Below are 23,717 nucleotides of genomic sequence, written 5' to 3' on the forward strand. Positions count from 1 at the left end.
CGCAAGGGGCGGACCGGAATCGGCCCACCCCTTGTGTACTAAAAATGCTGTTGCGTACCTAAGTTAGGCAGCAGCCACAATGTTCACCACGCGGCGACCACGACGGGTGCCGAACTCGACTGCACCGGCAGCCAGAGCGAACAGGGTGTCGTCCTTGCCGCGGCCAACGCCGGCGCCCGGGTGGAAGTGGGTGCCACGCTGGCGAACGATGATTTCGCCTGCCTTGACTTCCTGACCACCGAAGCGCTTTACGCCCAGGTACTGTGCGTTGGAATCGCGACCGTTGCGAGTGGAACTCGCACCTTTCTTATGTGCCATGATTTAGCCTCTTTCGCTACAAAAAATGGATAGTACGATCGCCTAATTAGGCGATCGAGGTGACCTTGACCTTGGTCAGAGCAGCGCGGAAACCCTGGCGCTTCTTGTAACCGGTCTTGTTCTTGTACTTCTGGATAACGATCTTCTGACCGCGAAGGTTTTCAACAACCTCGGCGGTGACCTTGACCTTAGCCAGATCGGCAGCGGCGGAAGTTACCTTCTCGCCATCCACCAGCAGCAAGGCAGGAAGCTCAATGGAGCTACCTGGGGCAGCCTGAAGACGGTCAACGGTGATCAGGTCTCCAACGGAAACCTTTTCCTGGTGGCCGCCTGCGCGGACAATTGCGTACACCACGTGGGTACTCACTTCTACTCGACGTTTATTGTCTTACCGGCGCAGAAATCAACCCGCAAACCTAATATCAGGTCCGTTACGCAGGGATCTCATGCGCTTGTGCCTTGACGCCGAGCGGACCAAAAGTCCGTGATCTTGGCGTTTAGCACCGATCAACTAGATTACGCTAGTCCACGCCACTGGGGCAAATACAAACTGCCCCAGTGGGTGAACCGTGACCAAGTTCATCTATTTCAATTCGCGGACCGGAACTCCCACACCGAACATGACCGGAGCACCGGCCGATTCGGCAGGCTTTTCAGTCTGCGAACTGACGGCATCCATCTGTACTACCGAACCGGTAGCAGCGGATACCTCGACCACTTCAACCGCAGCATTCGCATCGCCCTGGACCGAGGTGGCCCGACGGCTGCGTCGCTTTGGTTTGGTGGAACTCTGTGGGGCCGCCGAAGCGGCAGGTGCCGCAGCGGCGGCGACTGCCGGCTCAGTGGCCGGAGCCTGGGACGCAGGCAGGGCGAGGCCGGTCAGGACCGGCTGGTCCCCCGCTGCGGCGTCCTGCGGGCGCGAGGCACGGCGTGAACGGCTGCGGACAGGCTTGGAGGAAACCTGTTCGTCGTTATTCACCGGCTCGGCGGCTGGCTGCTGCACCTCGGCCTGGTTCTCGGTCCCCTGCTGCTCGTCCTGGGCGCGGTTGCGTCCACGGGAGCGCGAGCGGCGGCGAGACTTGCGGCCCGCGTCGGCCAGCTCGTCCTGTCCTTCACCCTCGGGCAGCGCTGCTTCCAGCGATTCCAAGGTCAGGGACGTGTCGGCGGACTCGGTGTCAACGTGCTTCGGCATGGGGATCTCGTCGCCGTTGATGTTCACGGCGTGTTCCGTCCCGTGATCCAGGTGCGAGGCCGCGGCGATGTTGGCCAGGGCATGGCGAGTCGCTTCGGTCTTCTCCTCGACGACTTCTCCCTGCTCCTGCTCGACAGGCTTGCTCTCGTCCTTGTCCCCACCGCGGCGGCGGCGGTTGCGCGAAGGCTTCTCCGAGTACTTCTTCGTGTGGCTCTCGCCATGCGAATTGAAGGACTTGCGCGATTCGACGGGCTCCTCGTGGGTGATCACGCCGGCGCCGGCGCAATGCTCGCACTCTTCGCCGAAGACTTCCAGCAGACCGGTGCCCATGCGCTTGCGCGTCATCTGCACCAGACCCAGGGATGTCACCTCGGCCACCTGGTGCTTGGTACGGTCCCGGCCGAGGCATTCGACCAGGCGACGCAGCACCAGGTCGCGGTTCGATTCCAGGACCATGTCGATGAAGTCGATGACGATGATGCCGCCGATGTCGCGCAGGCGCAGCTGCCGTACTACTTCTTCGGCTGCTTCCAGGTTGTTCTTGGTGACAGTCTCTTCGAGGTTGCCGCCCGAACCGGTGAACTTGCCGGTGTTGACGTCGATGACCGTCATCGCTTCGGTGCGGTCGATGACCAGCGAACCGCCCGAGGGCAGGAAGACCTTGCGATCCAGCGCCTTGGCGATCTGCTCGTCCACGCGGTAGGTGGCGAAGATGTCCTCGTCCTGCTCCCACTTCTCCAGGCGGCCCATCAGATCCGGGGCCACGTACATGACGTAGGCCTCGATCGTGTCCCAGGCATGCTCGCCGGAGACGATCAGCTTGGTGAAGTCCTCGTTGAAGACGTCTCGGACGACCTTGATGGTCAGGTCCGGCTCCGAGTACAGCAGCTCAGGGGCCAAGGTCTTGGTCGAGTTCGACTGCTCCTCGATGCCTTCCCACTGGGCGCGCAGGCGGTTGATGTCATTGGTCAGCTCCTCTTCCGAGGCGCCTTCCGCTGCGGTGCGCACGATCACGCCGGCATTCTCCGGCAGGTGGTCCTTCAGGATCTTCTTCAGGCGCTGGCGCTCGACGTCCGGCAACTTGCGGGAGATACCGGTCATGGAACCGCCCGGCACGTACACCAGGTAGCGGCCCGGCAGCGAGACCTGGCTGGTCAGGCGGGCACCCTTATGGCCTACCGGGTCCTTGGTGACCTGCACCAGCACAGAATCCCCGGCCTTCAGGGCGTTCTCGATGCGGCGCGGCGCTCCTTCGAGGCCCGCCACGTCCCAGTTCACTTCGCCGGCGTACAGCACGGCGTTGCGTCCGCGGCCGATGTCCACGAATGCGGCTTCCATGGAAGGTAGCACGTTCTGCACCTTGCCCAGGTACACGTTGCCGATCAGCGAATCCTGCTGGGTCTTGGACACGAAATGCTCGGCCAGGACGCCGTCCTCCAGAACGCCGATCTGGATGCGGTCTTCACGCTGGCGCACGATCATCTTGCGCTCCACGGACTCGCGGCGCGCCAGGAACTCAGCCTCGGTGATCACCTGGCGGCGACGGCCGGTCTCCCGGGATTCGCGGCGGCGCTGGCGCTTGGCTTCCAGACGGGTGGAACCGCGCACCGAAGCGACCTTGCTGTTCACGCTGGCGTGGCTCTCGATGCCGGCACGCGGGGCGCGGACGCGGGTGACCGTGTTCGGCGGATCGTCCTGCGATCCGCCTTCGAGCTCCAGATCGACATCGCCGCGGCGGCGACGGCGACGGCGGCGCGAGGTGACGTCTTCTTCTTCCTCGGACTGCTCCTCGGCCTCCGCATGCGGTGCGGTGCGGGTCTTCTTCGCGACGGCCTGGGCCAGCACCGAATGCGCCGACTCAGGGATCGCAAACGGGTTCATGATCATGGTGCTCCCGTGCTCGGCCAGCAGTGCGCCGGTGCGGTCTTCTGGCTCGGCGTTCGCCTCGGCCTCGATGGCCGCCTGGGCAATGGCCTCGACGGTTTCCAGGGATGCAGCAGGCGCTGCAGGCTCCACGACTTCAGCGGCGGGGGCTTGCACCTGTTCGGTGGCTTCGGCCTCGACGGCCTGCTGCTTTGCCGCCTGCTCATTCAAGGCTTCGTCGGCTTCCGCGCTGCGGGCGCTCTGGGCTCGACGGTCGGCTTGGCGGCTTGCGCGCTTGCTGGAGTCAGGGGTTGACACCTGGGTGCGGCGGGTGGCCCGCCAGCGGTACTGGGTGTCTTCAACGCCGGCAGCGGCATTAAGCTCTGCCAGGGTCATGGCGCGACGCAATGGACGAGCCGGGGTGGTGGATACCTGGGTGCGGCGGGCGCGCGTCGAACGATTGCCTCGCTTGCTTCCCTGCGCCCCACCCTTTCGCTGATTTGATGCGCTCATTTAATTTCGCGTACTCCTATTAACGTCCAGCTTCGGCATCCTCCACAGACGGCGCCTTGGCTGAATCTACAAACATGACGTGCGGCTCGGCCTACTTCTATGAGTCGGCCGGACACAAAAGCTCTATATATTCCGCAGCTGTCCACGCCCCGGAACCGGAGTACCGATCCCGACGCAGCAACTGCGGCTCAACGCGGCCCTTTCAAACCAGCTGCTTTCCTTTGCAGCCCTTCGATCCGCGGTATTCCCTCGGGAGGCGCACATATTGGGCACTCAACCGAAGCGATGCATCGCCTGACGATCTGTCGTTTCGAAAGTCTCTCGTTGGGTTGAAAGCAGACTGTGGATCCGCGAACAACCACTCCTATTCTCTCATATTTCGTTCACATCGCGTTCACGGGCACATATCCGTTGCACAGAAAATCTTTTTAGGATGAGAACGCACACGGCGGAGTCATCCGCTTTCCTAGGAACATATGGAATAGTCAAAGCATGGTTTCATCACTTGAAAATCAACAGACCCCGGGCGTGTTGCCTTGGTGGGCGAGGGATCGCGGGTTCGGCCTGTTCACCATCGTCACCGGCATCATCGCATGGGTCGCCGCCGGGATCCTGGTCCTGGAGCGGATCGAACTCTACAAGAACCCTGACTACGTCACGAGCTGCGACGTCAATCCATGGATTTCCTGCGGCACGGTCATGAAAACCGAACAGGCAGGCATCTTCGGTTTCCCCAACCCGTTCTTCGGCATCGTCTGCTTCGCCGTCGTGGTCGCCATCGGCTTCGCACTGCTGGCTGGAGCCACCAAGCTGCAGCGCTGGTTCTGGATCTGCTTCCAGCTGGGCGTCACCGCGGCGCTGGGCCTGGTCATCTGGTTCTGGTTCCAGGCGCTGTACGAAATCAACGCCCTTTGCCTCTACTGCATGGTCGTCTGGACCATGGTCATCCCGCTCTTTGTCTTCACTACAGGACGCAATGTGCTGACCGGCGTGATCCCCGCCGGCGAAGGAGTGAAGAAGCTGTTCCGCGAATGGAGCTGGATCATCACCGCCATTCTGTGGCTGCTGGTCGCCGCGACCGTGATCCTGCGTTTCCCGAACGCTTTCTTCGGATAGGCATGGGCAGCATTTCTGCGCGGCGCCTAACCCTGGGGATCATCGCCATGGCGATGATCCCCGCTGGTTTAAGCGCACGATACCTTGGCGGCGGATTGGCCGCAGACCTCTCCGGCGGGGTGCTGTATGCGGCGTTGTTCTACGTGTTCTTCGCCTTGATCCTGGTACGCCGCTCCCCCTGGATTCCAGCGTCCCTGGCGATGCTGTGGTGCTTCGGGATCGAATTCCTGCAGCTCACCGGCCTGCCGGCGCTTCTGGTTTCCATGCTCCCGGCGGCCCATCTGGTGTTCGGTTCTGGCTTCGCGGCGCTGGATCTAGCCGCCTACGCGCTGGGAATCCTGCTGGCCGCGGCGCTGGACCTTTGGCTGGGCCAACGCTTCAGGTCCGCGGCGAAGACCCGCTGAGGCGCTTCGGCGTGTCCGATGCGCCACCGCAACCCCCGGGACGGCTTAACTTCCTACCCATAGGGGCTTTTCCGGTTCACTGGTGGCCACGCTCGCCTGCCGTGGAATGCGGAGCCTGAATTACGCAACAGGGTAGATTGGATGCATGGCCAGTGACATATGGAACACAGAGAATGCCCAGGACTACGGAATCAACCTGCTGATTTCTGAGCACATCCGCCTGCGCGAACTGCAGGAATCCGACCTCCCGATCCTGACCCAGTGGTGGAACAGCCCGGAATTCATGGCTCTGCAAGGATCCTTGGTGCTCCCGCATCCGGGGACCGAAGCCGCCGAGCTCTTCAAGGGGCGCAGCCTCAACCGCGGCACCACCGACGGAGTGGGCCTGTGCATCACGCTTCCCGACGACACCCTGATCGGCCACACGGCGCTGTACAACTACAACGCTCCGGCCCGTTCGGCCGAGCTGATGATCATGATCGGCGGATCCAACGTCGGCCAGGGCTACGGCACCATGGCGACCAAGATGATTGTCGACTTCGGCTTCCGCGAAATGGGGCTGAACCGCATCGGGCTGAGCGTGTGGGCCTACAACGAACGCGCGCTGCGCACCTTCAACCGCGCAGGATTCCGGGAAGAGGGACGCGAACGCCAGGCCGGCTTCCATGACGGCAAGTTCCACGACCGGATCATCATGGGCCTGCTGGCCAGCGAGTACTTCGGGCCGCGCTCCTAACCTGCCTCGAACCTCCACCCAGCAAACGATCAACCCAACACTGAGCTGGCAAAAGATCATCCTCACGGTGTTGATCTACCGGCTGTTCATTTCGCTAGCCTATTGTTGGAGCTATCACAAACGGCATTGAGGAGCGAGTATGAGTTTGTTTCGCAGGGCGAAACCCGCGACGAAGGAGAAGCCGACGCAGGCCAAAGCCGACGCGGCATTGGGCTTGACCACCGAGCAGCCACCCGAATTCACCGTCAGCGGGCTCTGGACAGACCTGCTTGGACGCATGGGCATCCGCAGCGCACAGATCCTGGTGGTCGGCGCGCTGGCGGCATTCATCATCATCGGCATGCTCCGGCTCACCACCATCGTCATCCCGACCATCCTTGCGGTCATCATTTCCTGCGCGCTCTGGCCGTTGGTGGTCCGACTGCGCCGGGTGGTCAATGCACTGCTCGCTGCATGGATCGTGTTCCTCGGTTCGCTGCTGGTGCTCGGCGGAATCGGCACCGGCTTGGTGTTCTCGGTGACCAACGAATGGTCGACCCTGGTCGACAAGGCGGTCCAGGGCTTCAACCAGCTCAACGAGATCATCCAGGAAGTACTGGGCGATCTTCCGTTCACCATCGACCAGGAGCAGATCGACAAGACCGTCCAGACCGTCACCGGATTCCTGACCAGCTCCCAGTTCGGTACCGGAGCGCTGAATACCATCAGCGCCGCCGGCAGCTTCATCACCGGCCTGATCCTGTTGCTGGTCATCCTGTTCTTCTTCCTGAAGGACGGGGACCGCATCTGGGCCTTCGCGGTCTCCTGGACCCCGAAGCACTACCGCAACAAGTGGATCCTGTCCGGAGACCGTGCTCTGCACACCTTCGGCGGCTACATTCGCGGCACCTCGATCGTGGCGGCCGTTGACTCGATCGGCATCACCGCCACCCTGCTGATCCTGCAGGTGCCGCTGGCCATTCCGCTGGGCGTCATCGTCTTCCTCGGCTCGTTCGTCCCGATGGTCGGTGCGACCGTAGCCGGTGTGCTGGCCACCCTGGTTGCGCTGGTCACCAATGGCCCGGTGGTCGCACTGATCGTGCTGGCCGCCGTCATCATTGTGAACCAGTTGGAAGGCAACTTCCTGCAGCCGGTCGTCATGGCCAATGCCCTGAGCCTGCACGCGCTGGTCGTCCTGATGGCCCTGACCGCTGGCACCGTGCTGGCCGGCATCATCGGAGCGGTGCTTGCCGTACCACTGACCGCCGCGACCTGGGCCGTGGTCAAGGTCTGGACCGGGCGTGAGAAATCGGATCCGGCCGTCGAGGCCAAGCAGGACATCATCGCGGAAGTCGCGCTGGACGAGGAAGCATCCGCCATCGAACGGCTGGATGCCAAGGAAAAGGCCGCCAAGGAACGGGCGTTGAAGGAGAAAGCCGACGCCGGGAAACCTGCCCATTCGCTCTCCGAAGAGCCAAGGGACGCGGCCGAGTAGGTCCGCACCACCCTCCGATGCACGTTCAGGGGTCCAGCTTCCACCATCCGGGAGCTGGGCCCCTTGCTTTCCACCGGGTGCCCGCAGCAGGCTGTCCGCCGACGAAAGGGACATCGGGAACCGCATGAAACAGATCATGGAGCACAGGCTGCACGATGGCACGCGCCTTGCCCTGCGCAGCTTCACCAGCAGGACGTCGATACCGTGCATGCCTACGCCGCGGATCCGCTGGTCTGCCGGTACGTCGACTGGGGACCCAACTTCCGGTCCGGCTCCGAGGCGTTCATCAACGAGGCCAGGGCCTCCGCTGCGGGAGCCTTCAACCTTGCGGCCACTCTGGACAGCGAAGTCATCGGCGCGGGAGCCGTATGGACCACGAGCGAGCAACACGCCAGCGGAGAGCTGGGTTACGTCCTGAACAGCCGTCACTGGGGCCGGGGGTACGCAACGATAGTTGCCGGAATGCTGCTTGACCTGGGTTTCGCAACCGTGGGCCTGCAGCGCATTGAAGCCACCTGCGCCCCTCAGAACACCGCCTCGCGCAGGGTGCTTGAAAAATCGGGATTCAGCTACGAGGGACTGCTGCGCGGCCACCAGCGAACGGCGTCCGGGCGCCGGGACTCGCTGCTGCACGCCAGACTCTCCTCCAACTAGCCTCGACCCGCAGCCCCGGGCGGCCCGGGGGCTGCGATGCCGGCGGCGGGACTCCACGAATTCATCAATCCGTGTCACAAAATGATGCTGAAGATTGTATTGCCCGATGTTTGTGTGTTTAATGTGACTCATGTGAATTACCTGGAGCGATGCGAAGACCCCTCGTCCCCCGGATGGCCACCCGGCCGTCTAGTGCCGTGGACCCCCATCCACGGTGTGGGCATCGCCCCATCCTCGACGCTTTGAGCACATAACCCCCAGGAGGAATCTGCATGCTGAATTTCAGCTATGAAGAAGCCCTACAGAATTTCCCGCACCTATTGGACAACGTGGCGACCGGCCACCAGGTCATCACCGTTCAGGGCGCAAACCATGAATCGGTGGTCCTGATCTCCAAGGACGACTTCGATTCCATCAGCACAGGTGGCCGCCCGGCCCCGACGCTGGCAGCTTCTCCTCCCGGGGCCAACAACAATCTCGACGGCTGGTTGTAGGCTTTCCCGTTAAGCGCAGAATCCCAGGGACCCCGAAGGGTCCCTGGGATTCTGCGCTTCATCGGCTAGTTGCCGAACCAGATGCCGATCTCACGGGCGGCGGACTCCGGCGAGTCCGAGCCGTGGACCAGGTTCTGCTGAACCTTCAGGCCCCAGTCGCGGCCCAGATCGCCGCGGATGGTGCCCGGAGCGGCAGTGGTCGGGTCGGTGGTGCCTGCCAGCGAACGGAAGCCGGTGATGACCGCATGGCCCTCGGCGACGATGGCGACCACCGGGCCGGAGAGCATGAACTCGACCAGCGGCTCGTAGAACGGCTTGCCTTCGTGCTCGGCGTAGTGCTGGGCGAGCAGTTCGCGGGTCGCGGAGACCTGCTTCAGCTCGGCGATGGTGTAGCCCTTGGCTTCGATGCGGGCGATGATCTGGCCGGTCAAGCCGCGCTTGACGCCGTCCGGCTTGACCAGGATCAGGGTACGTTCAGTCATGTGACTACCTCTTCGTATCGGTGGATGAAACTTCGTGGGTGAACTGGACTAGGCCTGTTCGGGGTGCGCCTGGTCCCAGGCTTCCTGGGCCGCGGCTCGCTTGGCGTTGTCGCGGTCCATGCTTTCGCCCTTGGACAGCGCGTACCACCAGCACAGCGCGAAGGCGCTGGCCAGGTAGAACATGTCCACCAGGATGAAGCCGCTGAGGAAGAACACCACCTGCAGGGCCCAGCCGATGATGAAACCGATCTTCTTGGTCAGCAGCGCGCAGTTCACGATGCACAGCACCGCGATGGCGGCGCCCAGGCCGAGGACCACGGCAGGTTCGCCGCGCTTCAGCCCGAAGGCCGCCAGCGTGACGAACACCGCCAGCAGCGCCTCGCAGACCAGGACGGTGGAGGCGAACATCGTTTTAACCGAGCGCTGCTTTTTCTGCATGCCCGGGCGCCACTCGCGCTGGGCGCGGGTCAGCTTGGCCATTAGGCTCCTCCCTTGAGCAGTGTCGTAATCTCGCCCACCAGTGTAATCGAGCCGGTCACCAGCACGCCGCCGGACAAGTCGTTGCCTGCCTCGGCCCGTCCCACGGACCACTCGATGGCGTCTTCCAGGTCTTCGGTGACGTGGATGTCCTCTTCGGGCCAGCCGGCGGCCAGCGCCATGTTGGCCAGTTCCCCGGCCGGGATGGCCCGCGGCGAGGAGGACTGGGTGATGCACAGGTCCTCGACCAGGTCGCCGTACTCCTCGCGCATGGTGTAGAGCATGGCTTCGGCGTCCTTTTCCTGCAGGATGCCCACCATGAGCACCAGCCGGGAGAAGCCGAAGGATTCGCGGATGGCCTCGGCCGAGACGCGGATGCCGTCCGGGTTGTGCCCGGCGTCCACCAGGATGCTCGGCGCGGTGCGCACCAGTTCCAGGCGGCCCGGGCTGGAGGTTTCGGCGAAACCCTCGCGGACCAGGTCCGCGTTCAGCTCGCGCTCTCCCCCGCCCAGGAATGCTTCCACGGCGGCCAGCGCCACGGCGGAGTTCTGCGCCTGGTGGGCACCGAACAGCGGCAGGAAGATCTCCTCGTAGGTTGCGGCCTGGCCCTGGATGGCCAGCAGCTGTCCGCCCACGGCAACCTGGCGGTCCAGCAGCTTGAAGTCCAGGGACTCGAAGGCCATGGGCACCTCCAGCTCGCGGGCGCGGGCCAGCAGCACGTCGGCGGCGTCCACCGGCTGCACCGAGGAGACCAGGTAGCCGCCGGGCTTCAGGATGCCCACCTTTTCCTGGGCGATCAGCTCGGTGGTGTCGCCCAGCAGGTCGGTGTGGTCCAGCGAGATCGGGGTGACCACCGAAACGTCGCCGTCCGCCACGTTGGTGGCATCGGTGATGCCGCCCAGGCCCACCTCCAGGACCACCACGTCCACCGGGGCCTCCGCGAAGACCGCGAAGGCCAGGATGGTGACGGCCTCGAAGTAGGTCAGGCGGGTTTCCCCGCGCTCGTCCAGCTCCGCGTCGACGATCTCCAGGAAGGGGCTGATCTCGTCCCAGACGCGCACGAAGGTCTCGTCCGCGACCGGTTCGCCGTCCACGCTGATGCGCTCGGTCACGGAGACCAGGTGCGGCGAGGAGTAGCGGCCGGTGCGCAGATCATGCGCGCGCAGCAGGGACTCGATCATGCGGGCCGTCGAGGTCTTGCCGTTGGTGCCGGTGATGTGGATGACCGGGCAGGCCTTCTGCGGCTCACCGAGGATCTCCATGGCGCGGAACATCGGTTCCATGCGCGGTTCCATCTTGTTCTCCGGCGCGCGGTCCAGCAGTTCGCGGTAGACGCGGTTCAGGTCGCTCACTTGGCTGCGTCCTGCATGACGACGACGGTGACTTGTTCGGATTCGACCGAGTCGTCCACGAGCAGCTCCAGCTGCGCGGTCAACGTCTCCCCGGCCACCAGCTCGCGGTTGGCTTCCAGCGCAGCGATGACCTCTGCCTTGGCGGTGACCACGGTGCGGATGCGATCCGAGACCTGCAGGTCCGCGTCCTTGCGGGCGGACTGGATGGAGCGGATCATGTCGCGGGCGGCGCCTTCGGCGGCCAGCTCGTCGGTGACCTCGGTGTCCAGCACCAGGAAGCCGCCGTCGATGACCGCCGCGGCGATGTCCGCCGCTTCGTCCACCACGGTGTCCAGGGTGTATTCCCCGGCGGCGAGTTCCAGGCCGCCGGCGGTCACCACGCCGTCGGTGACGGACCAGTCACCGGACTTGGCGCCCTTGATGGCCTGCTGCACGTTCTTGCCCAGGCGCGGGCCGGCGGCGCGGGCGTTGACGACCAGCTGCTGGCTGATGCCGTAGCTGGCGGCGTCCACGCCGGCCGCGTCGATCAAGGTGAGCGACTTCAGGTTCAGTTCGTCCTTGATGATCGACTCGTAGGTGCCGGACAGTCCAGCGGCATCGGTGAGCACGATCTTCAGCTCGGCCAAGGGCAGGCGCACCCGCAGGTTCTTGGCCTTGCGCAGCGAGGAGCCCACCGAGCAGATCTTGCGGGTGGTTTCCATGGCTTCCAGCGCCGAGGTGTCGGTCGGGAAGTCGTTGGCATCCGGCCAGTCGGTCAGGTGCACCGAGCGCTGCCCGGTCAACCCGCGGTAGATCTCCTCGCTGGCCAGCGGCAGCAGCGAGGCGGTGACCTTCACCAGGGTTTCCAAGGCGGTGTACAGGGTGTCGAAGGCCTGGGTGTCCTCGTCGAAGAAGCGCTGGCGGCTGCGGCGCACGTACCAGTTGGTCAGCGTGTCCATGTAGCGGCGCACTGCCTCGGTGGCGTCGGAGACCTCATAGGAATCCAGCGCCTCGGTGACCTCGCGCACCAGCTGGCCGGTGGCGGCCAGCATGTACTGATCCAGCGGGTCGGTGGAAGCGGTGGAGAACTTCGCCTCGTAGCCGGCGCCGTTGTTCGCGGCGTTGGTGTAGAGGTTGAAGAAGTGCCACACGTTCCACAGCGGCAGCAGCACCTGGCGCACGCCCTCGCGGATGCCCTGTTCGGTGACGATCAGGTTGCCGCCGCGCAGGATCGGGCTGGCCATCAGGAACCAGCGCATCGCGTCGGAGCCGTCGCGGTCCAGGACCTCGGTGACGTTCGGGTAGTTCTGCAGGGACTTGGACATCTTCTGCCCGTCGCTGCCGAGCACGATGCCGTGGGAGATCACGTTGGTGTAGGCCGGGCGGTCGAACAGCGCGGTGGCCAGGATGTGCATGGTGTAGAACCAGCCGCGGGTCTGGCCGATGTACTCCACGATGAAGTCCGCCGGGTTGTGCCCGCCGTCGAACCATTCGCGGTTCTCGAACGGGTAGTGCACCTGGGCGTAGGGCATCGAGCCGGAGTCGAACCAGACATCCAGCACGTCCTCGACGCGGCGCAGGGTGCCGCCGGCGGCGCAGCCCTCGTGGGCGGCGGTCAGCTCGTCGATGAACGGGCGGTGCAGGTCGGGTTCGCCGTCGTGGTTCAGCGGCAGGCGGCCGAAGAAGTTCTTCAGCTCGTCCAGCGACCCGAAGACCTCGCGGTGCTCGCACTCCACGCCGTCGCACTCCCAGACCGGGATCGGGGAGCCCCAGAAGCGGTTGCGGGAGATCGACCAGTCGCGGGCGTTCTCCAGCCACTTGCCGAACTGGCCGTGCTTCACGTTGCCCGGGATCCAGTTGATCTGCTCGTTCAACTCCAGCATGCGGTCCTTGATCTTGGTGACCTCGACGTACCAGGAGGAGATCGCGCGGTAGATCAGCGGGGTGCGGCAGCGCCAGCAATGCGGGTAGGAGTGCTCGTAGGAGGCCTGCTTGACCAGGCGGCCGTCGGCCTTGAGCACGTTGGTGATGGTCTTGTTGGCTTCGAAGACCTGCACGCCGGCGATGTCGTTCAGCGGGCCGCCGGTGAAGACGGGCAGGAACTTGGCGCCCTCGTCCACGGAGAGGATTACCGGGATGCCGTGGGCTTCGCAGACCTTCTGGTCTTCCTCGCCGTAGGCGGGTGCCTGGTGGACCAGTCCGGTGCCGTCCGCGGTGGTGACGTAGTCGGCGGTGAGGATCTGCCAGGCGTTGTCGGTGCCGTACTTCTCGGTATCGGTGTAGGTGTCCCACAGCGGCGCATAGCGCACGCCGGCCAGCTGCGCGCCGGTGTAGCTAGCGGTGATGGCTGCGGCGGCGGCCTTGGCGTCCTTGTAGCCCAGGTCCTTGGCGTAGGAACCCAGCAGGTCCTTGGCCAGCAGGAACGGGCCGGCGGCCTCGGAGGCCTTCACGCCCTTCTCGCCTGCGGGAACCACGACGTATTCGACGTCCGGGTGCACGGCCAGCGCCTCGTTGGTCGGCAGGGTCCACGGGGTGGTCGTCCAGGCCAGGGCCTGCACGCCGGCCAGCTCGGCCGAGACCGGGTTCTCGCCGGCGAGGATGGTGAAGCCCACGGTGACGGTCTGGTCCTGGCGGTCCTTGTAGACGTCGTCGTCCATGCGCAGCTCGTGGTTGGACAGCGGGGTCTCGTCCTTCCAGCAGTACGGGAGCACGCGGAAGCCCTGGTAGGTCAGCCCCTTGTCGCTCAGCTGCTTGAAGGCCCAGATGACCGACTCCATGTACTCGACATTCAGGGTCTTGTAGTCGTTCTCGAAGTCCACCCAGCGGGCCTGGCGGGTGACGTAGTTCTGCCATTCGTCGGCGTACTTCATCACGGAGGTGCGGCAGGCGTCGTTGAACTTGTCGATGCCCATCTCCAGGATGTGCTGCTTGTCGTTCATGCCCAGCTGCTTCATGGCCTCCAGCTCGGCCGGCAGGCCGTGGGTGTCCCAGCCGAAGCGGCGCTCCACGCGCTTTCCGCGCTGGGTCTGGTAGCGGGCGACCAGGTCCTTGACGTAGCCGGTCAGCAGGTGGCCGTAGTGCGGCAGGCCGTTGGCGAAGGGAGGTCCGTCGTAGAAGACGAATTCTTCGCCCTCACGCTGGTCGATGGAGGCCTGGAAAGTGTTGTCGTTTTTCCAGTAGTCGAGCACGCGCTTCTCAATGTCTGGGAAACGCGGCGAAGCCGGGGTCGAACCGGTTGGGTCAGTAGTGACCTTCGGGTAGAAGCTCATCGCTTTGGCCGTCCTTCAAGCGTAGGGTCGATAAATCCTTGCCTACGAGGACGACGCATGCGCCGCGGTACCACCCCGCTTATCCCCCGCCCGATGCTGTGGGCACCGGCGGGACATCGCTTCTCTTCAGCTGTGACGGGCTGGACCCGGCCGGTTCTACTGGGCGTGAGACGAACGTGATCGACAAACGCTGTTCTTCCGACGACTCCCCGGTGATGGCCGGTTCAAAGTCATGATTCATCCATCGTATCGCGACTTGGGCACTGTGAAAATTCCGGGCGCACATCAATGTGCGCAGTGAGCGCACCGTCACACCTCCAGCATGCACAATTCGGAGAATTGAGTCGCTCTTCGACAGGGCAAGCAGGAAAGTTCCCACAAGCCTCATTTTCAGGATAGCCCCTGGGCACCCCCTTGCCGCAAGGCCCCGGGCGAGGCGCATAATCAATGCTTGCACCGCTAGTCTGACGTCATTTCCGGAGGCCCCAAATGCCCGACACCCCCATAGCCACCGATCCATTTGTCCAACAATTCTTCGCCCTCTCCGGCGCCAAGGCAGGACTGACGAACCCGGCAACGCTCGACGCGGACAACTACCGATTGCACGCAATCGCCCAGCGTACGGAGCAGCTTCGCACGCAGACCCGACATCGACTCATCACCCGCGGGACTGACCGGGCGGGTGTACTGCAGCAATCCATGGAGAGGGACGTGGAAGTCAGCGCGCTGGGTGCACGGCTGGCGCGACTGGATCATCTCGGCCCGCAGGCCTGCCTAGGATTCATGCAGACAACGACCGGCGAGCGCCTTTTTATCGGGCGCCTTGGCCTGAGCGACGAACAGGGCAGCCCACTCATGATCGACTGGCGTGCGCCTGCTGCGGAACCGTTTTTTGCTGCGACCCATGCGAACCCGCAGGGTTTGGTGATGCGCAGGAGATATCGCTGGCGCAAGCAGATGATTGCCGGCTACTTCGACGAGGTATTCGATCTGGAACGTCTGGGTGAGAGCACCTCACTGGATGACCATTCGGCGTTTCTAGCTTCGCTGGGTGAGCAGCGCACCGGGAAGATGCAAGATGTCCTGGCTACGATTCAAGGCGACCAGGATGCGATCATCCGCCGCCCATCGGCCGGAGCCCTCGTAGTGGACGGTGGGCCGGGGACGGGCAAGACCGTTGTGGCGCTGCACCGGGCCGCGTATCTGCTGCATGCGGATGCGCGGGTAAAGAACCGGGGCGGCCGCGTGCTTGTGGTGAGTCCCCATGATTCCTATACAGCCTATGTTTCCGATATCCTACCGAATTTGGGCGAAGACGAGGTTCTCGTGTCAACGCTTTCGAACATGGTTTCGAATGCTGGTGGTGCCCGGGTGGAAACCGACTCGGTGATTGGCCGGATCAAGGGGACCTCCGCCATGGTTGATGCCGTGGAACGAGCCGTGAGGGTTTTCGAACAGCCTCCCGCACAGGGTCTGGTCATTGAAACTCCCTGGGATGAGCTCATGCTCTCCCCCGACCAATGGACGGCTGCGGTGGACTGCCTCGAATCGGGTTTGGACCACAACACCGCGCGATCCCAGCTCCGTGAGGTGCTCGTCGAGCAGTTGGCGGCCAAGGCAACCAGCGAGGATGCCAGCGGTTCAGAATCCCGGCATGCATTAGCTGCCAACGACCAGCTGGATGCCTGTTTGGAGGAGTACTGGCCTGTCTTGGATCCGGAGAGGCTCCTTCGGACCCTGTATTCGAACGCACCCTTGCTGCGGTACTGCGCCCGGGGATTGAGTTTGGATGACATCGACACGCTGCTGCAGGCAGAGACCGGCGAAACATGGACCGAATCTGACTTGCCCCTGCTGGACGCAGCCCGCGCACTGGTCGGCGACCCGCACGGTGAACAAATCCGTGTGCAGCGTGCCGCCGCATTATCCTCCGCGCGCACCCTGATGCGACAGGTCGTTGACGACCTGATCGCTTCTGCCGACGACAAAGAAGACCTGTCCTCGCAGCTGATGAATGCCGACCTGCAGGACCAACTGGTTGAGCAGCGAGCCCCGGAGGAACCGGTTGGCGACGTATCCGCGGGCCCCTTCTCGCACGTGATTGTCGATGAAGCACAGGATCTGACGGATGCCCAGTGGGCCATGGTGCTCAGTCGCTGCCCCTCGGGCAGCCTGACGATTGTCGGCGATCGTGCGCAGGCAACTGCCGGGTTCAGCGGTTCCTGGGCTGAGCGCCTGGCCCGGGCGGGCATACGCGACGTTCATGTTGCAGCGCTGAACATCAACTATCGGACCACCGCTCAGGTCATGGACGCTGCGGCTACGGCCATCCGCCAGCAAGTGCCCGGGGCGAATGTTCCGGTGTCCGTACGCACCAACGGAGCCCCGGTACGTTACGCGCACCCGGACGATCTGGAGCCCATTCTCAATGCCTGGTTGCAAAGCCACGCTGAAGGTGTTGCCGCGGTCATCGGCCATGACGCGTTCACTGCACGGTTGAGGGTGGCTGCGTTGAGCCCTGGACAAGCCAAGGGACTGGAGTTCGATCTGGTTCTGCTGTATCGTCCCGAGCGTTTCGGTTCCGGTGTGGAAGGGGCAGTGCGGCGCTACGTCTCCATGACCCGCGCTACGGCGCAGCTGGTGGTGCTGCAGGATCCGGACGCAACGCGCGCCTCATGACTTCGGCGTGCTTTTTCGGGAGTGCCGGCAAGGTGTCCGCGCCGTAGTTGGATGGCGGAAATCGGCTACAGCTCGAGGTCTTTCCATTCAAATCGGGTGACGGTTCCGTTGGCCCAGTCCTCACGCAGAATCGAATAGGCGATCGAAGCCAAATGTCGTCCATCAGCCGTTGGCCATCCCATTCTGTAGTGAGCTTCCTTTAGAAACCCAGAGCGAATAAAGGTCTTGCGCATGGCGATGTTGTCTTCCCGTGTCTGTCCTTCGAAGCGGAGAGTGTTCGGCATCGATTCGAACACCATGCCGCACAGGGCGCGCAGCACCTCGGCTCCGATGCCTTGGCCTCTTTGGGATTCGGCCAGACGCAGATCAAACAGCGGGGATCCACCGTCCTGCAAGTCTTCCAGGACCACCATGCCACGACGTTGTCCGCCTCGGACGGCCCAGTAGCCCTGCCGGTCTTCATTCCAGAAATGGCTGCTATCGACTCTCGCCCGCACGTCAGCTTCGCCGGGCGCTTGATGGACGTGGAACGGGAATCGATTGGTGGTGAGGAACTCGATCAGATCGCCCCTATCAGCGGCCGACATCTGCACGAAAGTGATGCTCATGCTCCGAGCATAGCTACGCGGGTAGTTCCTGTCCCCCGGTTCTCTCCCCCGATTCGGGAAACAACATCTTGCAAAGGAATCGACAGCTGGTTCGAGCCAGTGGAATCGGCGAGCGCATATAGCTTTTCTTTCCCGAACAACGGGCATGGCCCGCACGGGTTGTTGGGTAGTCTCAAGATATGAGTCTTTACCCGGCTGCAGCGCCCCACCTGGATTCCGGCCACCAGCTGATCACTTCTCCAGCGATCCTTCGCTGGGGCCAACATGTGGTCACGGCCATCTTGCTCGCGGTGGTGGTGCTGCGCGGCCTCTCCACCGACGCCAGCCTCTGGCCTGTGCTCTTGGCGTCAGCGTTATTTGCCGGATGGTATGTGGCTGGTTTTGTCCGCATGGCAGTACGCGGGGAATCCAAGCTGCCTTCCTGGTGGATTGCCGTTCTCATGGCCACCTGGGTGGCAAGCCTGTGGACGACCCCGGAATTCATGTGGCTGGCGTTCAGCCTCTGGCTGCTGTTAGGCCATCAGCTGCCCCTGCTCCCGTCCATCCTCTGGTCATTGGTGCTTTACGCCTTCACCATCATGACCCCGTACCTGCACAATGGGCACTCTTCCCTGGCATCCGTCGTCGGACCCTTGGTGGGCGGATTGTTCGCCTGGGGCATCTCCCGCGGTTATCTGCAGCTTGAACGCGATGCGGAAATCCGCAGCAAGCTCGTGGATTCATTGATGCGCGCCCAGCAGGAAATGGCGGATCTCCAGGAAGAGCTGGCCCGCTCGCAGCATGAGGCGGGCATCGCCGCAGAACGCACCCGCTTGGCGCGGGAAATCCACGACACCGTGGCCCAGCAGCTTTCCTCCATCGGCCTTCATGCAAAGGCCGCCACTGCAGCCGGTGACCCGCAGTCTGCCCAGGATGCGCTGGCGCGTATTGACGAGCTCTCCGGACAGTCGCTCAACGACTTGCGTCGGATCATCGCAGCGCTGGCTCCTGCGGAGCTGGACGCCCAGGCGCTCGCCGGTGCCCTGGAACGTGTTCTGGCGTCGTTCGAAACTGATTCGAAGGTCGCGACTCGCCTGAATATTGAAGAAGGCATCCCTGCGTTGGAACCGGGGATCCAGATTGCGCTGCTGCGTACGGCCCAGTCGGCGCTGTCCAACGTGCGGCGCCATGCCCAGGCAACGCAGGTGAGCCTGAACCTCGGGGTGCTCTCCAATGAGGTCCGCATGGATATCGTGGATGACGGCATAGGATTTGATGTCGAGTCCCCACGCCATGGGGCAACACCCTCGGGCGGATTTGGCCTGACCGCGATGACCCAGCGTCTGGGCGAGCTCGGTGGCGGCTTGGACATTGAAAGCTCACCAGGTGAGGGCACCGCCCTGTGTGCACACCTGCCCCTGAATCTTCGAAAGGACGAGCAGTGATCAACGTGTTGCTGGTTGACGACCATCCGATTGTCCGCACCGGGCTGCGGGCATTGCTGGCCAACTATCCGGAAATTTCCGTGCTCGGTGAGGCGGCCAGCGGCGAGGAAGCGGTAGCCATCACCCGGCGGGAACCGGCCGATGTGGTGCTGTGCGATCTCCGTCTAGGCGATGGCATGAACGGCGTGGCAACTACCGCGGCCTTGCGGGCCTTGCCCAATCCCCCGCAGGTGCTCATCCTGACCACCTTCGACAAAGATGCGGAAATCGTCCAGTGCATCGAAGCCGGAGCCGCGGGCTATTTGCTGAAAGATGTTTCGTCCCAAACCATCATCGACTCGATTCGCCAGGCTGCGGCGGGGCAGCTCGTCCTGGCACCTGAAATGACCCAACGGGTGCTGGCCGGAATGCGCAAGCCCAAGGTGGAGCTCACCCAGCGCGAATCCGAAGTCCTGGAACAGCTGGCGACCGGCGCCAGCAACAAGCAGATCGCCAAGTCACTTTTCGTCTCAGAAGCGACCGTCAAAACCCATCTGGTGCATATTTTCGACAAGCTGCAGGCCAGCTCCCGCACCGGGGCAATCCATGCTGCCAAGGACCTCGGCCTGCTTTAGCCCGCGTCATGACGAGGCGACGCGCCCGGGGAGGCCTCAACCGTTTGGTTGATCTTTGAATCAGCACAAGCCACGATGGCAGACCCTATTAATCAGCGTTGACTGGAAGTATGAAAGTTCCAGTGATTTCCCGGGTTGCCAGTTCGCTGACTTCTCGGCGTTCAGCTCGTTGGTGGACCGTGGCCCTGCTGGCCGTGGTCGTGTTGCTCTTTGGCGCATTGAGCGGGGTGGATGCCCCGAAGCGCGCTGACAGCTCGCTCGTTGCCGGCTCCGATTCCGCCAAGGTCGCCGAGCTGGTCGCGCAGAACAGCGACAGCACCACGACCTCCGCAATTCTTGTCGCCAACGGTTCCAACGGGGCCGCATTGAGCGGTGACCAGATCGACCAGGTCAAAAAGCTGGCTCCGCAGATGGCTTCCGAGCTTCCGGTCAAGGCGGGTCCGGCGCTGCCCAGCGAAGATGCCCAGGCCGTGATGGTCCCGATTTCCTGGGACACCGTCGACCTCGATGCCGACAAGCAGACGCTGACCGACATCCGAGACTGGCTTGGAACCCATGAGTTGTCAGGGGTCCAGCTGCAGATGACCGGCTCCACCGCCTTCGCCGCGGATGTCAGCCAGGCTTTCGCCGGTGCTGACTTCACCCTGCTGGCCGTGACCGTCGGCATTGTGGCCGTGCTGCTGATTGCCACCTACCGCTCGCCGATCCTCTGGCTCATTCCGTTGGCCGTGGTCGCACTGGCCGACCGCAGCGCCTCCATGGTCGCCAATGTTCTGGGCAACGCCTGGGACCTGCACTTCGATTCCGGCGTGCTCAGTGTCTTGGTCTTCGGTGCGGGCACCAACTACGCACTGCTGCTGATCTCCCGCTACCGCGATGAACTGCAGAAGAACGAGGACCACCGCAAGGCGCTGGCCAAGGCCTGGGCCGCCAGCTTCGAAGCGATTCTCACGTCCAACCTCACCGTGGTGCTGGCCCTGCTGACCCTGTCGCTGGCCGTTATGGAAGACACCCGCGGCCTGGGCATTGTCTGCGCCGCCGGCCTGCTCATCGCAGCGCTGTTCGTCTTCCTGCTGCTGCCGCCAATCCTCGCACTGTGCGGACGCAAGGTGTTCTGGCCACTGGTCCCCAAGCCGGGCCAGCCGAGCACCCGGGGCAAGTACTTCGGAAAGGCTGCCACCGCGGTCATGCGCAAACCGGGGACCAATCTCGCGGCACTGGCAGTGCTGCTGCTGGTACTCGCCGGCGCGCTGACCGGAACCCGCCTTGGACTGGACCAGACCCAGCAGTTCCGCACCCCGACCGAATCGGCGAGCGCCATGAACGTGCTCTCCGAGCACTACCCGGCCGGTGAAGTCCAGCCGATCACCGTGCTGGTTGATGGATCCGACACCGGTGCCTTGCAGGAGCAGATCAAGGGCCTGGACGGGGTGCTGCGCGTCGGCGAATCCCACGAACTCGCGAATTCCTCCTGGCAGCAATTCTCCGTGATCTCCTCGGATGACCCCTCCAGCTCCGCGGCCATGGACCTGGTCGCCCAGATCCGCTCGACCGCCGGCGAGGCAAGCTCCGCCACGGTCTTGGTGGGCGGCCAGACCGCAGCCCAATACGACTCGCATCAGGGACACCTGCGCGACCTGTATGTCATCGCCCCGTTGATCATGATCATCTGCTTCGCCATGCTCGGCTGGCTGACCCGGTCCTGGAAGACGGCCCTGTCGCTGGGCTTGGTCAACCTGCTCAGCGCCGCGGCGGCCGTGGGACTCGGATCCCTGATTTCCTCCATGGTCTTCGACGTCTCGGCATTGGATGTCCAGGTTCCGTTGCTGGCCTTCGTGTTCCTGGTCGCCCTGAGTGTTGACTACACGATCTTCTTCACCCAGCGGGTGCGCCAGAACTCCGCCGCTTCGCCGCTTCGTGAAGCCGTGGCCAATGCCGCACGCAGCACGGGCTCGGTGATCACCAGCGCCGGGCTGGTCCTGGCAGGCGTCTTCGCGGCCCTGTCCGCCCTGCCGCTGATGGTCCTGGGACAACTGGGACTCATCGTGGGCCTCGGCGTCCTGCTGGATACCTTCGTGGTCCGCACCCTGCTGCTGCCGGCCCTCTTCGCAGTCCTCGGTTCAAACAACAAGCCGGTCTTCGGCAAGGGTTCAGGCATCCAGCATGCCGATGAATCCGAAACTTCACCATCGACAGAAAGCACCATCAATGCGTAAGCTCGTCAATCTTTCGTTCATCTACATGGCTGTCGGCGTGGCCTCCGGCCTGTTCTACCGGGAATTCACCAAGATGAACGACTTCCCGGAAGGCGGCTGGACCCAGCTGTCGGTCGTCCACACCCACCTGCTGGTCCTAGGGTTCATGGTCCTGCTCCTGGTGCTGCTGCTGGAGAAGGCATTCAACATCAGCGCCCATGCCAAGCTCTACGCGTGGTTCATGTGGACCTACAACATCGGTGTCATCCTGACCGCGGCAATGCTCACCGTGCACGGCTCGCTGACCGTGCTGGGCAAGGAGTCCAGCGCCATGATTGCCGGCATCGCCGGGCTGGGACACATTGCCCTGACCGTCGGCATGATCCTGCTGTTCGTGATGCTGCGCCGCAGCGTTCCCGCTGCCAAGGCTTCGAAGGCTGTTGGCGCCTAAGGCCCCGAGCCGTGCGCCAACGCACCAAACGCCACGGCCGTTCACCTGATGCACTTCAGGGAACGGCCGTGGCGTTCTTGCTCATACGTGGCGACATTGCTTGATCATCCAGTTAAAACTGGATCATGAAACTTGCCGGGCAAGCAATTCGACACACGGCACATTGAGACAGCCGGAAACGCCAAAGGAAGAAAATATAACCACGAATATTTATTGGATCTAATGCAAAAATAGTGGCAACAGGCTAGGATCTGAAAAACGTAGGAAGTCCGTGTTGCCCGTCAATCAAAAAACGATTTCGTTTTCTCTGGGAATCTCCAGTAAGTTGATTCCCTTGCCCCTCATTGCCCAATGAGAGCTAGGAGTAAGAGATCGCACCAATAGGTGCCGCCCACCCGCGGTTAGCATTCACACCGGCATAATGAACCAAGCCAGGCGCGAGATTAAGCACTAAAGTAGGCACTGACAGAACCTGCTATGCCTGTCAACCGGCCGTCGAAGCCTCCGCTTATGAGTTGAGAATGTGGTAGACGCGCCACTTAAGATTGCGCTTGATACGCTGGTAAATTTACCTGATGGCCAAATCCTTCCACTTCCCGTTTCTGTACCTATTTGCGGGCTTCCTCATCATGGGTCATGCGCGTGATCGCGACCATGTGCAACGCACTGCTCAGGCTCCTGTCGCCACCGCGGTTGAGCCGATGCCCGGTGGCATTCCCCGATGAGATCGGGATCGGGTTCACACCGACAAGCGAGGCGTACACGGCTTCCGAGTGGACCCGGCTCTGGTGGGTCCAGACGGCCAGGCAGGTGGCGGCCATGATGGTTCCGAAGACCTTCACGTCCAGCAGCGGCGCCGCCTCGCCGCGATTCCTGTACCCGTTCAACCCTGAAACACGTTGTCCTCGTCGACGTCAACGGTGACGGTTTCGCCGATGTCGTGTACGTCGTCTATGACGCCGTCACCGTCTGAACTAACCGCTCAGGAAGCGGCTTCGCACCGTCCTTCACCTTAGAAGGCACGCCGCCGACCTCGCCGGGACCGGCACCGTGGGACTGTTCTGGGCTGGAACAGAGATCAGCTCTCATTAAACGGCATCCTTTTTCGGGACAGCACAGATTAGAAGAGATACACATAGAGATCGCTTCAATCTCGCATACGCATTAAATGCGTGTAGAGTCTCAACATGGACTACCGAACCCTCGGCGCTCTCTTGCGCAAGGCTCGCGAAGCGAGTGGACTCGAACAGAGCGCGGTCGCGCGACACCTCGGCCTCCGTCAGCAGGCAATCAGCACATGGGAACGTGGTGCATCTAGGCCCCGACTCAACCAATTGTCCCAACTCTGCGAACTGCTCGATTTGGAACTTGCCATCGTCCGAGCAGCGGGAGAGTACGACCCACCTATAATCCCGGCGGGTCA

The 23,717-nt window shown here is 63.1% G+C and carries 19 protein-coding genes and 2 pseudogenes; 12 read left to right on the forward strand and 9 right to left on the reverse strand.

All coding sequences use genetic code 11. From position 1 onward, the window contains the following. Positions 1-63: 63 nt before the first annotated feature. The 3 genes from rpmA to JQN66_RS09475 all read right to left on the reverse strand — a co-directional run bounded on the left by rpmA (position 64) and on the right by JQN66_RS09475 (position 3,886). Positions 64-318, reverse strand: coding sequence for a 50S ribosomal protein L27 (rpmA, locus tag JQN66_RS09465; protein WP_022875303.1), 255 nt, complete (start codon positions 316-318; stop codon positions 64-66). Positions 319-364: 46 nt separating this feature from the next. Beyond that, positions 365-673, reverse strand: a complete 309-nt coding sequence (gene rplU / locus JQN66_RS09470; protein WP_047119274.1) for a 50S ribosomal protein L21 — start codon at positions 671-673, stop codon at positions 365-367. A gap of 228 nt (positions 674-901) precedes the next feature. Beyond that, positions 902-3,886, reverse strand: coding sequence for an Rne/Rng family ribonuclease (locus JQN66_RS09475; protein ID WP_239463975.1), 2,985 nt, complete (start codon positions 3,884-3,886; stop codon positions 902-904). 492 nt (positions 3,887-4,378) lie between these two features. Between JQN66_RS09475 and JQN66_RS09480 the strand changes: the two genes are divergently transcribed. From JQN66_RS09480 to JQN66_RS09505, 6 genes are all read left to right on the forward strand, one after another. Further along, positions 4,379-5,002, forward strand: a complete 624-nt coding sequence (locus JQN66_RS09480; RefSeq protein WP_188946905.1) for a vitamin K epoxide reductase family protein — start codon at positions 4,379-4,381, stop codon at positions 5,000-5,002. 2 nt (positions 5,003-5,004) lie between these two features. Continuing rightward, positions 5,005-5,406: a ribosomal maturation YjgA family protein gene (locus JQN66_RS09485; protein ID WP_204674557.1), complete on the forward strand. Its 402-nt coding sequence runs from the start codon at positions 5,005-5,007 to the stop codon at positions 5,404-5,406. 145 nt (positions 5,407-5,551) lie between these two features. After that, on the forward strand, positions 5,552-6,142 hold the full coding sequence (locus JQN66_RS09490; protein WP_204674559.1) for a GNAT family N-acetyltransferase: 591 nt from the start codon (positions 5,552-5,554) through the stop codon (positions 6,140-6,142). 139 nt (positions 6,143-6,281) lie between these two features. Further along, the gene (locus JQN66_RS09495) at positions 6,282-7,616 is read left to right on the forward strand and encodes an AI-2E family transporter (RefSeq protein WP_204674562.1); all 1,335 of its coding nucleotides are present in this window, start codon (positions 6,282-6,284) and stop codon (positions 7,614-7,616) included. A gap of 204 nt (positions 7,617-7,820) precedes the next feature. Continuing rightward, positions 7,821-8,270 carry a GNAT family N-acetyltransferase gene (locus JQN66_RS09500; RefSeq protein ID WP_204674564.1) on the forward strand — a complete coding sequence of 150 codons (450 nt, stop codon included), beginning with the start codon at positions 7,821-7,823 and terminating at the stop codon, positions 8,268-8,270. A 272-nt stretch (positions 8,271-8,542) separates the two neighbouring features. Next, on the forward strand, positions 8,543-8,764 hold the full coding sequence (locus JQN66_RS09505; protein WP_204674566.1) for a type II toxin-antitoxin system Phd/YefM family antitoxin: 222 nt from the start codon (positions 8,543-8,545) through the stop codon (positions 8,762-8,764). Between the two features lie 65 nt (positions 8,765-8,829). Here the strand turns inward: JQN66_RS09505 and ndk are convergent, their stop codons facing one another. Genes ndk through ileS form a run of 4 tightly spaced genes read right to left on the reverse strand, consistent with a single transcriptional unit; the run spans position 8,830 to position 14,323 of the window. Next, on the reverse strand, positions 8,830-9,246 hold the full coding sequence (ndk, locus tag JQN66_RS09510; protein ID WP_188946900.1) for a nucleoside-diphosphate kinase: 417 nt from the start codon (positions 9,244-9,246) through the stop codon (positions 8,830-8,832). 48 nt (positions 9,247-9,294) lie between these two features. Continuing rightward, the gene (locus JQN66_RS09515; protein WP_188946899.1) at positions 9,295-9,726 is read right to left on the reverse strand and encodes a DUF4233 domain-containing protein; all 432 of its coding nucleotides are present in this window, start codon (positions 9,724-9,726) and stop codon (positions 9,295-9,297) included. After that, complete coding sequence (locus JQN66_RS09520; protein WP_204677540.1) at positions 9,726-11,018, reverse strand: bifunctional folylpolyglutamate synthase/dihydrofolate synthase; 1,293 nt, start codon at positions 11,016-11,018, stop codon at positions 9,726-9,728. Before JQN66_RS09520 ends, JQN66_RS09515 begins: the two co-directional genes overlap by 1 nt. 53 nt (positions 11,019-11,071) lie before the next feature. Further along, positions 11,072-14,323 carry an isoleucine--tRNA ligase gene (gene ileS, locus JQN66_RS09525; RefSeq protein ID WP_204674568.1) on the reverse strand — a complete coding sequence of 1,084 codons (3,252 nt, stop codon included), beginning with the start codon at positions 14,321-14,323 and terminating at the stop codon, positions 11,072-11,074. Between the two features lie 489 nt (positions 14,324-14,812). Here ileS and helR point away from each other — a divergent pair, with 489 nt between their 5' ends. Continuing rightward, the gene (gene helR, locus JQN66_RS09530; protein ID WP_204674570.1) at positions 14,813-17,002 is read left to right on the forward strand and encodes an RNA polymerase recycling motor ATPase HelR; all 2,190 of its coding nucleotides are present in this window, start codon (positions 14,813-14,815) and stop codon (positions 17,000-17,002) included. Between the two features lie 65 nt (positions 17,003-17,067). Here the strand turns inward: helR and JQN66_RS09535 are convergent, their stop codons facing one another. Beyond that, a complete protein-coding gene (locus JQN66_RS09535; RefSeq protein ID WP_204674572.1) occupies positions 17,068-17,610 on the reverse strand; it encodes a GNAT family N-acetyltransferase in 543 nt (180 codons plus the stop codon). A gap of 179 nt (positions 17,611-17,789) precedes the next feature. Here JQN66_RS09535 and JQN66_RS09540 point away from each other — a divergent pair, with 179 nt between their 5' ends. From JQN66_RS09540 to JQN66_RS09555, 4 genes are all read left to right on the forward strand, one after another. Beyond that, a complete protein-coding gene (locus JQN66_RS09540; RefSeq protein ID WP_204674574.1) occupies positions 17,790-19,034 on the forward strand; it encodes a sensor histidine kinase in 1,245 nt (414 codons plus the stop codon). Further along, on the forward strand, positions 19,031-19,648 hold the full coding sequence (locus tag JQN66_RS09545) for a response regulator (RefSeq protein WP_204674576.1): 618 nt from the start codon (positions 19,031-19,033) through the stop codon (positions 19,646-19,648). Before JQN66_RS09540 ends, JQN66_RS09545 begins: the two co-directional genes overlap by 4 nt. Positions 19,649-19,758: 110 nt before the next feature. Then, positions 19,759-21,864, forward strand: coding sequence for an MMPL family transporter (locus JQN66_RS09550; RefSeq protein WP_204674578.1), 2,106 nt, complete (start codon positions 19,759-19,761; stop codon positions 21,862-21,864). Further along, entirely contained in the window at positions 21,857-22,294 is a 438-nt protein-coding gene (locus JQN66_RS09555; RefSeq protein ID WP_204674580.1) for a DUF2871 domain-containing protein, read from the forward strand. Before JQN66_RS09550 ends, JQN66_RS09555 begins: the two co-directional genes overlap by 8 nt. A 508-nt stretch (positions 22,295-22,802) precedes the next feature. Here the strand turns inward: JQN66_RS09555 and JQN66_RS09560 are convergent. Next, positions 22,803-23,157 (reverse strand): annotated as a pseudogene (locus tag JQN66_RS09560) (transposase); the annotation flags it as partial. A 324-nt stretch (positions 23,158-23,481) separates the two neighbouring features. Here JQN66_RS09560 and JQN66_RS18730 point away from each other — a divergent pair. Next, positions 23,482-23,607: pseudogene (locus tag JQN66_RS18730) on the forward strand (helix-turn-helix domain-containing protein); the annotation flags it as partial. Between the last annotated feature and the right edge of the window lie 110 nt (positions 23,608-23,717).

This window comes from Glutamicibacter protophormiae, from assembly GCF_016894325.1.
Classification (GTDB): domain Bacteria; phylum Actinomycetota; class Actinomycetes; order Actinomycetales; family Micrococcaceae; genus Glutamicibacter; species Glutamicibacter protophormiae.